We start from the raw sequence: 14438 nt of genomic DNA, 5'->3' as shown, positions 1-14438 counted from the left end.
AGGCACTGGCGGCGCGCGGCGGTCTCCAGACCGCCGCGCTCGGGGTTCACTCGCCGATGTACTGCCTCAGCCAGCCATTGACGGTGTCGTGCCACTGCACGCTGTTCTGCGGCTTCAGCACCCAGTGGTTCTCGTTCGGGAAATACAGGAACTTCGACTCGATGCCCTGCCGCTGCAGCGCGGTGAACACGCCGATGCCCTGCTCGACCGGGATGCGGTAGTCGAGCTGGCCGTGGATCACCAGCATCGGCACCTTCCAGTCCTTGACGTGGTTGACCGGGTTGAACTTCTCGTAGTTCTTCGGCACGTCATAGGGCGTACCGCCCTGCTCCCATTCGGTAAACCACAGCTCTTCGGTCGCGTAACCCATCATGCGCTGGTCGAACACGCCGTCGTGGCTGACCAGGCACTTCCACGGCTGCTGCCAGTTGCCGGCGATCCAGTTGACCATGAAGCCGCCGTACGAGGCGCCGAGCGCACAGGCCTTGTCGCCGTTGAGGAAGCCGTACTTCTTCTGCGCCGCCGCCCAACCCTTCTGCAGGTCCTCGAGCGGGCGGTCGCCCCAATGCTCGCTGATCGCGTCGGTAAAGGCCTGGCCGTAACCGGTCGAGCCGTGGAAATCGATCATCACCACCGCATAGCCCTGGCCCGCGTAAGTCTGCGGGTTCCAGCGATAGCTCCAGCCGTCGCCGAAGCTGCCTTGCGGGCCGCCGTGGATCAGGAACGCGACCGGATACTTCTGGCCTTCCTGGTAGTTCCAAGGCTTGACCACGTAGCCGTGCACGGTGTCGCCGTTCCAGCCCTTGAAGTCGAATTGTTCGTACTCGCCGAACCGCACGCCCGGCAGGCGTTCGCTGGCGCTCGGGGTGATCGCGCGCTGCGGCGCGCCGTCGAGGCCGCCGACGAAGATCTGGTCGCCGCTCTTGAGGCTGTTGCGGGTGAAGGCGAAGGTCTTGCCCGCGAGCTGCGGCGAGCCGAGGCTGCCGTCGCCGATCAAGCGGGTCGCCTTGCCGCTGGCGATGTCGACGCCGAACAAGGGCAGTTGGCCGAGATCCTGCGCCAGGGTGTAGATGGTCTTGCCGTCGGCCGACAGCACGATGTTCTCGGCCGAGCGGTCCCAGTCCGGCGCAATCTCGCGGGCCTTGCCGCTGGCCAGGTCGAGCGCGAACAGGCCGAAACGGTCGGCTTCGAAGCCCGGACGCTTCATCGCCCGGTAGTACAGGGTCTTGCCGTCGGCGGCGAATACCGCGCCGGTGTCCCAGGCGGGGTTCGACGCGGTCAGGTTCCTGGCCGCGCCGCTGCCGTCGGCGGCGGCGAGGTAAAGATCGAAATTGGTCGACCACGGTTCCTTGGCGTCGGCCTTGCGCGCGCTGAACACCAGCGACTCGCCGTCGGGCGACCAGGCGTATTCGCTGCTGTCGCCGAACGGACGCGAAGGCACGTCGCCGATCACGTCGGCGCCGACCAGCTTGGCGGTGGCGACGGTCTTGCCGGCCGCCGGCAGCTCGGCCACGAACAGGCGGTTCAGGCGGCCGTCGTTCCAGGCGTCCCAGTGACGAATGAACATGCGGTCGAAGACCATGCCGCTGGCCTTGTTCTTCTCGACCGCGTCGAGCTTCTTCTTGGTGCAGGCCAGGTCGGCCGCGCACTCGGCATAGGTTTCGGCGTTGAAGGCCACGCGCTTGCCGTCGGGCGAAATCTGGTAGCCGCCGACGTCGCCGTCGAATGCGGTCAGCTGCCGGGGCGCGCCGCGGCCGACCGAGTCCATCGCATACAACTGGCTGCTGCCGTTCTTGGCGCTGAGGAAATACACCAGCTTGCCGTCCGGCGAGAACGACGGCGAGTTGACGTTCCAGCCTTCCGGGGTCAGCCGCTTCGGCGGCGCCGCGTCGCGCGCGAACAGGTCTTCGATCCACAGCGAGGTCGAGGACTTGTTGGCGGCGAAATCGACGCTGCGCTGGGCGAACACCAGCAGACGGCCGTCGCCCGAGAGGGTCGGCGAGGACACCCGGTCCATCGTCGCCAGGTCGCGGGCTTCCAGGCCGCGCGGCAGTGGCGGCGTGAGCGAGAAAGCCGGCGCGGATGCGCAGGCCAACAGCAGGGCCATCGGCAGGAGGGCGTGGCGTGGCGTCATGGCGGAACCTCTGATGTTGTCGTAGCGGCCGTTCGAGCGCAGGCGCGCCGAGCGGCCGGAATGGATCGGACGGGTTCAAAACGCCACGGCCCGGCGTCGCGCCGGGCCGTGGCATGGATCAGGCTTGCGGGGCCGGTGCGTTGCGGCTGCTGCGGTAGAACAGCCACACCACCACCGCCAACACCAGCAGGCCGATGCCGGCGCCGAAGTGGAAGCGTTCCGGCAGGGCCAAGACGTCGGCGCGCTTGCTGATCACGATCGGGAACGCGATCGCGATGCCCATCAGCGCCTCGCCGGTGATCAGGCCGGCGGCGAACAAAGTGCCCGGACGGTGCACGCGGTCGACCTCGGCTTCGTCGCTGTTCGCGGTCAGGCCGCGGCGACGGCCGACGATGTGCGAGAGCAGGCCGCCGAGGAAGATCGGCACCATCAGTTCCAGCGGCAGGTAGATGCCGATCGCCGCGGCCAGCACCGGCACGCGGAACTTGGCCTTGCGCGACTTCAACCATTCGTCGAAGGCGATGATGACCGCGCCGATGGCGGCGCCGATGCCGATCATCGTCCACGGCAGTTCGCCGCCGAACATGCCCTTGGCGACCGAGGCCATCAAGGTCGCCTGCGGCGCCGCCAGCGAATTGGGATGCTCCGGCGTCGGAGCGCCGATGCCGTAGGCCGCGGCGAGCAGGTTCAGCACCGGCGCCATGATCAGCGCGCACGAGAACGTGCCGATGCCGAGCATCAGCTGCTGCTTCCACGGCGTCGCGCCGACGATGTAGCCGGCCTTGAGGTCCTGAAGGTTGTCGCCGCCGACCGCCGCCGCGCAGCACACCACCGCGCCGATCATGATCGCGGCGACGGCGCCGATCGGCGAGTCGCGGCCGAGCATCAGCACCAGCACCGCCGAGGCGAACAGGATGGTCGAGATGGTGATGCCCGAGACCGGGTTGTTGGACGAGCCGATCAGACCGGCCAGGTAGGCCGACACCGACACGAACAGGAAGCCGGCGACGATCATGATGATGGTCATCGGCACGCTGACGAACCAGTTGCCGACGATGGCCTGGTACAGCAGCAGCAGCGGCATCACGAACGCGACCAGGGCGATCAGCATCCACTTCATCGGCAGGTCGCGGTCGGTCTCGGCGACCACGCCGCCGCTGCCCTTGCGCGCCGCGGCCAGGCCGCTCTTGACGCCCGACATCAGCGACTTGCGCAGCGAGAACAGAGTCCACACGCCGCCGATCAGCATGGTGCCGACGCCGAGGTAGCGGACCTTAGCCGACCAGATGGCGCGGCCGACCTGCTCGGCGCTGCCGTCGGCGATGCGCGCGGCCAGCTCCGGGTCGGAGCCCAGGAAGAACATGTGGTAGATCGGAATAGCGAACTGCCACGACAGGATGCTGCCGGAGACCACCACGATGCCGACGTTGAGGCCGACGATGTAGCCCACGCCGAGCAGCGCCGGCGACAGGTTGGTGCCCATGAAGCCCAGGTACTTGCCCATCCAGCCCGAGACGATGGCGTTGTCAGGAATCAGGCGCATGCCGCTTTCGGCGGCGACCTTGACCAGCGCGCCGATGCCGCCGGCCAGGGCCAGGATCTTCAGGCCCGGGCCCGGGTTCTCGCCGGCCTTGAGCACTTCGGCCGCGGCCTTGCCTTCCGGGAACGGCAGCGGGTCTTCGACGATCATCGAACGGCGCAGCGGCACCGAGAACAGGACGCCGAGCAGGCCGCCTAGGCCGGCGATGGCCAGCACCCAGGAATAACGGAAGTCCTGCCAGTAGCCCAGGATCACCAGCGCCGGGATCGTGAAGATCACGCCGGCGGCGATCGAGGAACCGGCGGAGGCGCCGGTCTGGACGATGTTGTTTTCCAGGATCGTGCCGCCGCCGAGCAGGCGCAGCACGCCCATCGAGATGACGGCCGCCGGAATCGCGGTGGCGATGGTCAGGCCGGCGAACAGGCCCAGGTAGGCATTGGCTGCTGCCAGAATCACCGCCAGGAAGACGGATAGCAGGACGGCTCGGAAGGTCAATTGGGGCGTAGCGGACGAGGCCATCGGCGTCTCCATCGCGGGTGATCGTTCAAGTGCGGCAGCGTATGTGCGGAGCCGGCCGCCAGGGGCCGGGCGCCACGCAATCCGCCGATGATCGCATCCGCCGCCGGCCGCTGTAAAAGTGCACTGCGGCAAAAAGCGGGATTGGGCAAAAGCGGCAGGGCGCGCGCCGGCGGCTGCATTTTCCCGGATTGCGCGGATAAAGCCCCCTGTCGGGCCGGGAGCAGGCCGGTCGGTCGCGACTGGGACCGCCGGCCCTGTCGGCCTTGCGCTGCCTGCGGCCGCCGCAAGCGGGACAGGGAGAAGGACGGACTGCATAGAAGCTGGCCCGCAGCGCGGAGAGGGTCTCGCGCCGCATCGAGTCTCCTCGCCGCAGTCCGCTCGCGCTTGCCCGGCGCCTCGGCCGGCCGCCCCGTCCTATACTCCCGCCTCCCGGCCCGCTCCCGGACCGAAGGGAATCCGCTCGTGCCCGCAAGCAGCATTTCGAACCCGGCGTCGCTGGCGGCGCGCAACGACGACTTCCTCGGCCATCCCAAGGGCCTGTACGTCTGCTTCTTCACCGAAATGTGGGAGCGCTTCTCCTTCTACGGGATGAAGGCGCTGCTGTTGCTGTATCTGCTCAAGTACCACCTGTTCGGCGACGACGCCGGTTACGACCTGATCGGCGCCTATGGCGGACTGGTGTATGCGGTACCGGTGATCGGCGGCCTGCTCGCCGACCGCTACCTCGGCATGCGCAAGGCGGTGGTGCTCGGCGGCGTGCTGCTGGTGCTCGGCCACCTCGGCATGGCCTACGAAGGCCACGCCGCGAGGATGGTGAACGGCGTCGTGGTGCGCGACGAAACCGCCCTGCAGGTGTTTTATCTGTCGCTGGCCCTGATCATCGGCGGCGTCGGCTTTCTCAAGCCGAACATCTCGACCATCGTCGGCAAGCTCTACGAGCAGAACGACCCGCGCCGCGATTCCGGTTTCACCCTGTTCTATGCCGGCATCAACGTCGGCGCGCTGTTCTCGGCGCTGATCTGCGCCTTTCTCGGCGAGACCTACGGCTGGAAGTACGGCTTCGGCGCGGCCGGCGTCGGCATGGTCGCCGGTTTGCTGATGTTCCTGTGGGGCCAGCGCTATCTGCGCGGTCATGCCGAACCGAGCGATCCGGCGCGCCTGCGCGAAAAAGTCGGCGCTTTCTCGCGCGAAACCTGGATCTATCTGGGCACCGCCCTCGGCGTGCTGGCGATGTGGGGCACGATCCAGGTCGCCTCGAAGATCACCGTGACCCTCGGCGCCCTCAGCTTCACCGCCGCGCTGGCGATCATGCTGGCGACCCTGCTGGTATTCCTGGTCTGGTTCTTCGGCTTCCTCGCCCGCCAGTGCAGCGCGGTCGAACGCCAGCAGATGCTGGCCCTGGTGGTGTTGATCTTCGCGGTGCTGATCTTCTTCACCCTGTACGAGCAGACCTACGGCTCCTGGGTGACCTTCAACGACCGCCTGATGACCAAGGACATGTTCGGCCTCGCCGTCGGCGATTATGCGCCGACTCTGCCCTGGTCGGCGTTCTCGATGGCACTGAGCCCGCCGCTGATGGTCGCCGCGCTGATGGCCAGCGACCGTGGCCGCGACGGACTTGCCAAGTTCCTGGTCGGCTTGCTCGCGCTAGGCCTGGCGCTGGCGACCGCGCACGACGTGGTGCTGGTGCCGCAGACCGCCGGCTCGCTGACCTATCTCGGGGCGTTCTTCATCGTGGTGCTGGCGCCGCTGTTCTCCTGGCTGTGGCCGTGGCTGGCGCGACGCGGCCTGCACCCGAGCAAGCCGGTGACGATGGCGCTGGGCCTGGTCTTCGCCGGCCTGTCCTTCCTGCCGTTGATGGCCGCTGCAAAGGTATCGGGGGGCGGCGAGATGGCCAGCGTGTGGTACCTGGTCGCGGCGTATTTCATCCTCGAGATCGGCGAGATGTGCCTGTCGCCGATCGGCCTGTCGGCGGTGACCCAGCTCTCGGTCGCGCGCGTGGTCGGGCTGATGATGGGTGCGTTCTGGCTCGCCACCGCGTTCTCGGAAGTGCTGGCGGCGCAGTTCGCCAAGATCGCCTCGGTCGAGATCCCGGAAGGCGGCGCGATCGACATGGCCTCGGCCTCGGCCAACTACGCCGAACTGTTCTCGATGCTGATGTGGCTAGGCCTCGGCTCGGGCGTGCTGTTCCTGCTGCTGTCGCCGCTGCTGCGGCGCTGGATGCACGGGGTGAAGTGAGGGGGCTGGGGTCTGGAGGCGAGGAGCGAGTAAAGAGGAGTGAGTAAAGAGTAGAGCGGTACGCGAAGACACTCGTTACTCGTTACTCACTTCTCACTCCTCCATACTTTCCTAGCTCTTACTTCGCCGCGGCGGGCGCCGTCGCCTTCGGCGCCGCGGCGACCCGTCCGCCGAGCGACTTCGACAGGAACGCCAGCAAGCGGGTGTAGTACTCGCGCTGGTGTTCTTCGCGGTAGAAGCCGTGGCCCTCGGTCTTGTAGTACAGCGTCTCGACCGGCACGCCGGCCTGGCGCAGGGCCTTCTCCATCTTTTCGCTGTGAACGATCGGCGCGCGCTGATCTTCGCCGCCGGCGGCCAGGAACACCGGCACCTTGATCCGGTCGGCCAGGCGCGTCGGCGATACCTTGTCGAGCGCTTCCGGCGAACCGAGCCAGTTGCGCAGATAGGCCTCGCCGGAACCGCGGCGCTGGATGTCGCCGGTGGTGTGCATCATCGGCAGGTCGTACACGCCGACATAGCCGGCCGCGCAGCGATACAGCGCCGGTTCCTTGGCCACGCCCATCAGCGAGGCGTAGGCGCCGTAGCTCGCGCCGTACAGGCAGATGCGCGAAGGATCGGCGATGCCCTGTTCGATCGCCCAACGCGTCGCATCGGTGACGTCGTCCTGCATCTTGCCGCCCCACTCGCGCATGCCGGCTTCGAGGAAGGCGCGGCCGTAGCCGCCGGAACCGCGGTAGTTCAGTTGCAGCACCGCATAGCCGGCGTCGGCGAGCAGTTGCGCGTCGTCGTCGAAACGCCAAGTGTCCTGGACGCCGAACGGGCCGCCGTGCGGCATGACCACCAGCGGCATCGACTTGCCGCTGCTGTCCTTCGGCGTGGTCAGCAGGCCCGACAAGGCCAGGCCGTCGCGCGCGCGCAGGTTGACCGCGCGCATCGGCGCGCGCTGCGCAGGGTCGAACCAGGAGCGGCGGCTCAGCACATGCGAGGCGTGCTTGTTGGCCCGGTCGAACAGGAACAAGTCGCCTGGGCTGCGCTCGTTCCAGACCTGCACCAGCGCCAGCTGGCCGTCGGCGCTCTGCGAGGTGATGCGCACCGCGTCGCCCGGGAACGCCGCCTCCAGGCTGCGGTACTGGCGCGCTTCCGGCGAGGCGTTGTCGAAGAACACCGCGCGCGGCTTGCCGTCGGCGAAGAACACGCCGACCGGGATGCGGGTGTTGTTGCGATAGATGATGCGCTCCGGATCGGCGGTCTTGTCGCGCAGGACTTCCTTGCGGGTGCGGGTGGCGAGGTCGTAGGCAACGATCGCGTCCGGTCCTTGCGTCTGTTCGCTCTGGAAATACGCCACGCTATCGTCGGCGGAGAAGCCGATCGGGTGGTCCATGACCTCGTCCTGGGTATCCGAGCCCAGCAAAGCCCACTCGGCTTTTTCATCCGCACGGTAGAACAGCTTGCGCCTCAGATCAGTGCCGTAGCCGAGCGCGAAGCGGACCACGCCGGCGTTGTCGGTCATGTAACGGGCGTTGCGCACCGGCGCGATCGCGAGCCGGTTGCGCTGGCCGGTGATCGTGTCGAGACGCTCGGCGCGAGTGTAGGCGTCGGCGCTGAACTGCTGCACCGAAATCACCACGCTCTTGTCGTCGCCCGGCAGATCGTCGACCAGGAAGCCGGCGACGTCCTCGACCTTCTTCGGCTGGATGCGCGTGCCGGAGCCGCGGCTTTGCACGCGGTAGCCGATCAGCACGTCGGCGCCGGTGCCGTTGGCGTTGATCGCGAACAGCTCGCCGGTCGAGATCGGTTCGTCGCGCGAGCCGAGCTTCTGGGCCATGCCGATCAGCACGCGGGTCGGGCTGACCCACCAGAAGTCGTCGACGTGATTGTTCTTGCCGACCCGGAAGACGCCGGTGCGCTTCATGTCGGCGCGACTGAAGATCACCAGCGCGGTCTCGTCCTCCATCGGCACCGAGGCGGCGTAGAACTCGCCGGTCGGCGACAGTTTGACGTCGGTGAAGGTGTCCGGCTTGACGAAGGCTTCCACGTCCACCGTCGCAGCGGCGGCGTTTGCGTTCGCCTCGGTGTCCGCCGCGCCCGCGACCGGCGCAGCCGCCAGCCCCGCCAGCAACAACGCGCTTGCCCAATGCTTCATTGCGATCCCCTGTAGTCCATGAGTGGTTCCGTCCAGACGGCCCCGTCAGAACCGACGGCATCCGCCGCCGGCCGGCGCGGACTGCCGTCGTGGAGAAACGCTCGCAAGCCGCGCACTCCTACGCCTTCGCAAGCCGGCTCCCACCGGCCTGCCGCTCCGCCCGCCCCCGCCCCGCGGCGACGCGTCGGCCCGTCGCGTCCGCGACGCAGCGATCATAGAAGGCCGACGGCGCTCACACAATTGGGCCGCGGTAGTGTGCCGCGCGGCCCACGCAGACGTGGCGTCCGCGCGGACAGGCGGATCAGGCGACCGCGGCGTCGAGCGTGGTCTTGAGCGCGTCGCGCCAGTGCGGAATCGACAGACCGTACTCGGCCTGCAACCGGCCGGTGTCGAGCACCGAATAGTTCGGCCGCCGCGCCGGCGTCGGATAGTCGGCGGTGGTGATCGGCAGCACCCGCGGGCGGCGCCCGATCAGGCCGCGGGCCTGGGCGTCTTCGAAGATCGCTTCGGCGAAACCGTGCCAGCTGGTCTGCCCGCTGGCCACGATGTGGCGCACGCCGGACTCGCCGAGGCCTTGGCGCAATACCGCCGCCGCGACGTCGGCGAGCAGCCAGGCCGGGGTCGGCGAGCCGTGCTGGTCGGCGACCACGCGGAGCTCATCGCGCTCGGCGCCGATGCGCAGCATGGTGCGCAGGAAGTTGTGGCCGTGGGTGGCATAGACCCAGGCCGTACGCAGGATCAGATGGGTGGCGCCGCTGGCGCGGATCGCCTCTTCGCCGGCCAGCTTGCTCTCGCCGTAGGCGCTGAGCGGACCGGTCGGATCGGTTTCGAGATACGGCCGGGTGCCGTTGCCGTCGAAGACGTAATCGGTCGAGTAATGGACCAGTTCGATCCCATCGGCGGCGCAGAGCTCGGCCAGCCGCGCCGGCGCCTGCGCATTGACCGCGAACGCCAGCTCGCGCTCGGTTTCGGCGCGGTCCACCGCGGTATAGGCAGTGGCGTTGACGACCCGGTCGGGACGCACACGGCGCAGCAAGGGCTCGATCGTTTCGGCCTGGGCCAGATCGAGCGTTTCGCAGGCGCTGCCGTCGGCGGCCAGGCGTCCGCTGCGGGTCGTCACGACCAGCTCGCCGAGCGGAGCGAGGCTGCGGCGCAGCTCATGGCCGACCTGGCCGTCGCCGCCGAGCAACAACACCCTCATCGCCTGACCTTTCATGGCCCGGCCTTTCATGGAATGTAGACCGGCAAGCGGTCTTCGGCGATGTCCTTGAGCAAGGGCGCAACCGCGTCCTTGGCGGACAACGATGGGTCGCTGACCGGCCAGTCGATCGCCAACTGCGGATCGTCCCAACGCACGCCGGCATCGGCCTTGGCGTCATAGGTGTTGGTGCACAGATAACTGAACACCGCGCGCTCGCTGAGCACGGCGAAACCGTGCGCGAACCCTTCCGGAATCCAGAAATGGCGCTTGTTCTCGGCGCTCAACACCACCGCGGTCCAACGTCCGAAATGCGGCGAGCCGCGACGGATGTCGACCGCCACGTCCCAGACCTCGCCCTCGATCACCGAGACGTACTTGCCTTGCGGGTTGGGCCACTGGTAGTGCAGGCCGCGCAGCACGCCGCGCGCGGACGAGGAGACATTGCCCTGGACGAAGCGCGGGTTGAGGCCGGCGGCCGCAAGCTTGTCCTGGTTGAACGACTCGTAGAAAAACCCGCGGGCATCGCCGAACACTTGCGGTTCGATGACGACGCAGCCGGGCAGATCGGTTTCGATAATCTTCAAAAGCGGTTCCTTTACGGCACGAAGCCGCGCTCGGCCAGGCCGAGCAGATATTGACCATAGCCGTTCTTCGCCAGGGGACGAGCGAGCTCGGCCAGCTGATCGTTGTCGATCCAGCCGTTGTTCCAGGCGATTTCCTCGGGGCAGCAGATGCGCAGACCCTGGCGGGCTTCGATGGTTTCGATGAAGTTGGAGGCTTCGAGCAAGGATTGATGGGTGCCGGTGTCGAGCCAGGCATACCCTCGACCCAACTGCTCCAGATGCAGCGAGCCTTCCTCGAGATAAACCCGGTTGAGGTCGGTGATTTCGAGCTCGCCGCGCGCCGAAGGCTTTAGGCTCGCGGCGAAATCGCTGGCGCGGCCGTCGTAGAAATACAGGCCGGTCACTGCGTAGTTGGAGCGCGGCTTGAGCGGCTTTTCTTCCAGACCGACGACCTTGCCTTCGCTGTCGAAGTCGGCCACGCCGTAACGTTCCGGGTCGCTGACCCAGTAACCGAACACGGTCGCGCCGTGCTGGCGCTGGTCGGCGCGCTTGAGGATCGAGGTCAGGCCGGGGCCGTGGAAGATGTTGTCGCCGAGCACCAGGCAGCTCGGCTGGCCATCGACGAATTCGCGACCGATCAGATAGGCCTGGGCCAAACCGTCCGGGCTAGGCTGCTGCGCATACTCGATGCGCATGCCCCATCGCGAACCGTCGCCGAGCAGAGTCTTGAACAGCGCTTGCTCGTGCGGCGTGTTGATGATCAGCACGTCGCGGATCCCCGCCAGCATCAGCACGCTGAGCGGGTAGTAGATCATCGGCTTGTCGTACACCGGCAGCAGCTGTTTGCTGATGCCTTGGGTAATCGGATACAGCCGCGTACCGGAGCCGCCGGCAAGGATGATGCCCTTACGGTTCATGCGTGATTCCTCTTGAGCGGCCGCTTCAGGCCTGGCCGATGCGTTCCAGTCGATAGCTGCCGTCGAGCACGCGCTGAACCCAGGCCTGGTTGTCGAGATACCAGTCGACCGTACGGGCGATGCCTTCCTCGAAGGTCACCGTGGGCGCCCAGCCGAGCTCGCTCTTGAGCTTGTCGGCGTCGATCGCGTAACGGCGATCGTGACCCGGGCGGTCGGCGACATAGGCGATCAGCGACTCGCGGGCGCGGCCGTCGGCGAGCGGACGACGCTCGTCGAGCAGTGCGCAGATGGTCTTGACTACGACGATGTTGGCGCGCTCGGCGTCGCCGCCGACGTTGTAGGTCTCGCCGATGCGGCCGGCTTCGAGCACGCGCGAAATCGCCGCGCAGTGGTCGCCGACGAACAGCCAGTCGCGAACGTTAAGGCCGTCGCCGTAGACCGGCAACGGCTCGCCGGCCAGCGCCTTGGCGATGATCAGCGGGATGAGTTTCTCGGGGAACTGGAATTGCCCATAGTTGTTCGAGCAATTCGTGGTCAGCACGGGCAGACCGTAGGTGTGATGGAAAGCCCGCACCAGATGGTCGGAAGCGGCCTTCGACGCCGAGTACGGCGAGTTCGGCGCGTACGGGGTGGTCTCGGTGAACTTACCGGTGTCGCCGAGGCTGCCGTAGACCTCGTCGGTCGACACGTGCAGGAAACGGAACGCGTCGCGGGCCGAAGCATCGAGCTGCTTCCAGTAATCGCGCACCTGTTCGAGCAGGCTCAGGGTGCCGACGACGTTGGTCTGCACGAACGCCGCCGGACCTTCGATCGAGCGGTCGACATGGCTTTCGGCGGCGAAATTGATCACCGCCTGCGGGCGGTGCTCGGCGAGCAGCCGCTTCAGCAGGGCGGCGTCGCCGATGTCGCCCTGGACGAACACATGGTTCGGATCGCCGTCCAGGCTGCTGAGGGTGTCGAGATTGCCGGCATAGGTCAGCGCATCGAGATTGACGACCTTGATCCCCTTGCGGACGGCATCGAGGACGAAGTTACCGCCAATGAATCCGGCGCCGCCGGTCACAAGCCAAGTAGGCACTCAGGACACTCCTTATTGATCGACTGAGATCGAACCGGCCAAAGGCCGCAGATGCCTCGACACTGAACCGCAGTCTGAATGCACTGCTGTCCAGCACAAGGCCGGCTCGACAAGTGCGCGATTGTAATGCCTATCCGGGTGAGCCCCGCAAACGACAGGGCCGGCACTTAAGACAGCTGACAGCTTCCTGTCGCGACTCCGGCACGGTGCGAACGTGATGCCGGACGGTCCGGGACCGCCTGCTTCTGAGCCAGCCGGGGGTCGCCTCCCTCTTCACGCCCCGAGCCCGCATGCTGCCGATAAAGCTCGGGCCCGGGGCCAGAAGCTCGGCCATATCACGCGGAAAGCCACGCAATATAAAAAACATCAATTAAAACAATTAGATATAAAGCCAACCGTATCGCAGCATTCATCGGCATTAGTAACTCACGCTCATCTGCCGCATCGCGTCCGACCAGGCACAGCCCCGTCCGGGTCATAGACAGCTCAAGGGCCGGGGCCTCAGGCGCTCGATGGCTTCATTTCGGCCAACGCGCGCACAGGCGAACCGCAGCTTCTAGTCCAGATAAGCCGGGAATACCGGCAGCGCCTTGAAGTCATCCATGGAGTGTTGAATCACCACGCGGGCGCGCTGGTTGTTGACGATCCGTTCGATGCGGTCCATCGACGCCAGGGTCTCGCTGCGGCTGACGTTGAACACCGGCATGCGTTTCTCGGCGCGGTTCTCGCGCGAGTGATACAGGTCGCCCGACAGCAGAACCGGCCCCGAACGCGGCAGGCGCAGCAACAACACCTGGTGGCCCGGCGTGTGCCCGGGCGCTTTCAGGATGCGGACGCTGCCGTCGCCGAACACGTCGTGGTCGCCGTCGATCAACACCGTGGCGGCCTGCTTCTGAGTTTCGATCAGCTTGGCGTTGGTGCGCGGCGGCGCCGGAACGGATTGGATCCATTCGAGCTCCCTGCGATTCACGATCCAGGTAGCCTTGGTCAGGGCGTTGGCGTTGCCGAGATGGTCGCCATGGGCGTGCGAGAAGGCGAAGTACTCGACGTCGTCGAAACTCAAGCCCAGTCGTCCGAGTTGGGCGGCGACGGCGGTATCGACGACGGCGCGGTAGAGAGGAAGCTGAGTGCCGCCCGCCGGCTCGGCGTAGCGGTCGCCCAGGCCGGCTTCCCATAGCAGGTCGCCTTTGGGGTGACGGATCAGGAAGCAGGGCGTCATCAGGGTGCCGGGATGACCGTCGTACTCGCCGGTGTCGGCGAACGGCCCGAGGTCGGCGAACTGGGCGCGACCGCAGTCCATCGCATACAGCTTGATATCCGGCTCGCCGGCCGAGGCCTGCGAAAGCGACGCGAGCAGTACGGCGGGCAGCAGGAAACGTTTCAGCAACGAGGTCATGACCTTGCTCCGAGTGGGGCGATGGCGGGGTGGTAGGCGATCGCGCGATCGCGGGTCAACTGCGTTGACGTCGCCTGGCCAGGCGCTCTTCGATCAGGATCCGGGCGATCTCTTTCGCCGACGAGGACGCTTCCGCAGAGCCGGTGCGCAGGGCGGTGACGATCGCGCCGTCGATCAACATCATCAGTTGATTCGCCAGGTCCGCGGCCGGGCGCACTTGCGCCTCGACCAGCAGGCGTTCGAGATAAGCGGTGACTCGTCGCTTGTGATCGTGGGCGACCGCATGCCCGGCGTGTTCGCGATCGGCCAGTTCGACGATCGAATTGATGAAGACGCAGCCGCGAAAACCGCTGCTGCTCAGGCGCTCGCCTAGCGCGTCGAACACCGCCAAGGGGCGGGCGCTCGGGTCGCCGGACCAGCGATCGACCGCATCGGCCAGCCATTGCCGCCAGGCGACGCCGAGCCGGGTCAGGACTTCGGCGACCAGGTCGTTCTTGGACGGAAAGTGTTTGTAGAAGCTGGCCTTGGCGACGCCCGACCGATCGATGATGGTGTCGATGCCGACCGCGCGTATGCCCTGCGCATAAAACAGCTGCGAGGCGACCGCCAGGATGCGCTCGCGCGGAGGAGGATTCGGGGTTGGCTCGGCGGAGGCCATGGGCCAAATATACAGACAGGTCTGTCTATGTCAAGCGATGCGATCGGGATC

The 14438-nt window shown here is 66.8% G+C and carries 10 protein-coding genes; 1 reads left to right on the top strand and 9 read right to left on the bottom strand.

Annotated features, from left to right (window positions below):
- Nucleotides 1-46: 46 nt before the first annotated feature.
- Both AC6CH2_RS14805 and AC6CH2_RS14800 read right to left on the bottom strand, forming a co-directional pair.
- On the bottom strand, nucleotides 47-2134 hold the full coding sequence (locus AC6CH2_RS14805) for a S9 family peptidase (protein ID WP_498269875.1): 2088 nt from the start codon (nucleotides 2132-2134) through the stop codon (nucleotides 47-49).
- A 118-nt stretch (nucleotides 2135-2252) separates the two neighbouring features.
- Nucleotides 2253-4193, bottom strand: a complete 1941-nt coding sequence (locus AC6CH2_RS14800) for an OPT family oligopeptide transporter (protein ID WP_498269874.1) — start codon at nucleotides 4191-4193, stop codon at nucleotides 2253-2255.
- A 462-nt stretch (nucleotides 4194-4655) separates the two neighbouring features.
- On the opposite strand from AC6CH2_RS14800, the gene AC6CH2_RS14795 reads away from it, so the two are divergent.
- The gene (locus tag AC6CH2_RS14795) at nucleotides 4656-6431 is read left to right on the top strand and encodes a peptide MFS transporter (protein ID WP_498269873.1); all 1776 of its coding nucleotides are present in this window, start codon (nucleotides 4656-4658) and stop codon (nucleotides 6429-6431) included.
- Between the two features lie 118 nt (nucleotides 6432-6549).
- Here AC6CH2_RS14795 and AC6CH2_RS14790 read toward each other — a convergent pair whose 3' ends face one another.
- The 7 genes from AC6CH2_RS14790 to AC6CH2_RS14760 form a co-directional block, all read right to left on the bottom strand.
- Complete coding sequence (locus AC6CH2_RS14790; protein WP_498269872.1) at nucleotides 6550-8574, bottom strand: alpha/beta hydrolase family protein; 2025 nt, start codon at nucleotides 8572-8574, stop codon at nucleotides 6550-6552.
- Between the two features lie 301 nt (nucleotides 8575-8875).
- Nucleotides 8876-9775, bottom strand: coding sequence for a dTDP-4-dehydrorhamnose reductase (rfbD, locus tag AC6CH2_RS14785; RefSeq protein WP_498269936.1), 900 nt, complete (start codon nucleotides 9773-9775; stop codon nucleotides 8876-8878).
- Nucleotides 9776-9801: 26 nt separating this feature from the next.
- Nucleotides 9802-10359, bottom strand: a complete 558-nt coding sequence (gene rfbC, locus AC6CH2_RS14780) for a dTDP-4-dehydrorhamnose 3,5-epimerase (protein ID WP_498269871.1) — start codon at nucleotides 10357-10359, stop codon at nucleotides 9802-9804.
- Between the two features lie 11 nt (nucleotides 10360-10370).
- Nucleotides 10371-11255: a glucose-1-phosphate thymidylyltransferase RfbA gene (gene rfbA, locus AC6CH2_RS14775; protein ID WP_435394990.1), complete on the bottom strand. Its 885-nt coding sequence runs from the start codon at nucleotides 11253-11255 to the stop codon at nucleotides 10371-10373.
- A gap of 25 nt (nucleotides 11256-11280) precedes the next feature.
- Complete coding sequence (rfbB, locus tag AC6CH2_RS14770; RefSeq protein WP_498269870.1) at nucleotides 11281-12333, bottom strand: dTDP-glucose 4,6-dehydratase; 1053 nt, start codon at nucleotides 12331-12333, stop codon at nucleotides 11281-11283.
- A 556-nt stretch (nucleotides 12334-12889) separates the two neighbouring features.
- A complete protein-coding gene (locus AC6CH2_RS14765; RefSeq protein ID WP_498269869.1) occupies nucleotides 12890-13729 on the bottom strand; it encodes an N-acyl homoserine lactonase family protein in 840 nt (279 codons plus the stop codon).
- A 55-nt stretch (nucleotides 13730-13784) separates the two neighbouring features.
- Nucleotides 13785-14387, bottom strand: coding sequence for a TetR/AcrR family transcriptional regulator (locus tag AC6CH2_RS14760; RefSeq protein WP_498269868.1), 603 nt, complete (start codon nucleotides 14385-14387; stop codon nucleotides 13785-13787).
- Nucleotides 14388-14438 lie beyond the last annotated feature (51 nt).

It is taken from the genome of Lysobacter sp. GQ73 (assembly GCF_059758755.1).
The sequence above is the reverse complement of the archived record's forward strand: the minus strand, read 5'-3'. Positions and strand labels throughout refer to the sequence as shown.

Coding starts and splice junctions, on each gene's coding strand:
- AC6CH2_RS14805 (WP_498269875.1), bottom strand. CDS start 2,134: ATGACGCCACGCCACGCCCTCCTGCCGATGGCCCTGCTGTTGGCCTGC.
- rfbD (WP_498269936.1), bottom strand. CDS start 9,775: ATGAGGGTGTTGTTGCTCGGCGGCGACGGCCAGGTCGGCCATGAGCTG.
- AC6CH2_RS14765 (WP_498269869.1), bottom strand. CDS start 13,729: ATGACCTCGTTGCTGAAACGTTTCCTGCTGCCCGCCGTACTGCTCGCG.
- AC6CH2_RS14790 (WP_498269872.1), bottom strand. CDS start 8,574: ATGAAGCATTGGGCAAGCGCGTTGTTGCTGGCGGGGCTGGCGGCTGCG.
- AC6CH2_RS14800 (WP_498269874.1), bottom strand. CDS start 4,193: ATGGCCTCGTCCGCTACGCCCCAATTGACCTTCCGAGCCGTCCTGCTA.
- rfbA (WP_435394990.1), bottom strand. CDS start 11,255: ATGAACCGTAAGGGCATCATCCTTGCCGGCGGCTCCGGTACGCGGCTG.
- AC6CH2_RS14760 (WP_498269868.1), bottom strand. CDS start 14,387: ATGGCCTCCGCCGAGCCAACCCCGAATCCTCCTCCGCGCGAGCGCATC.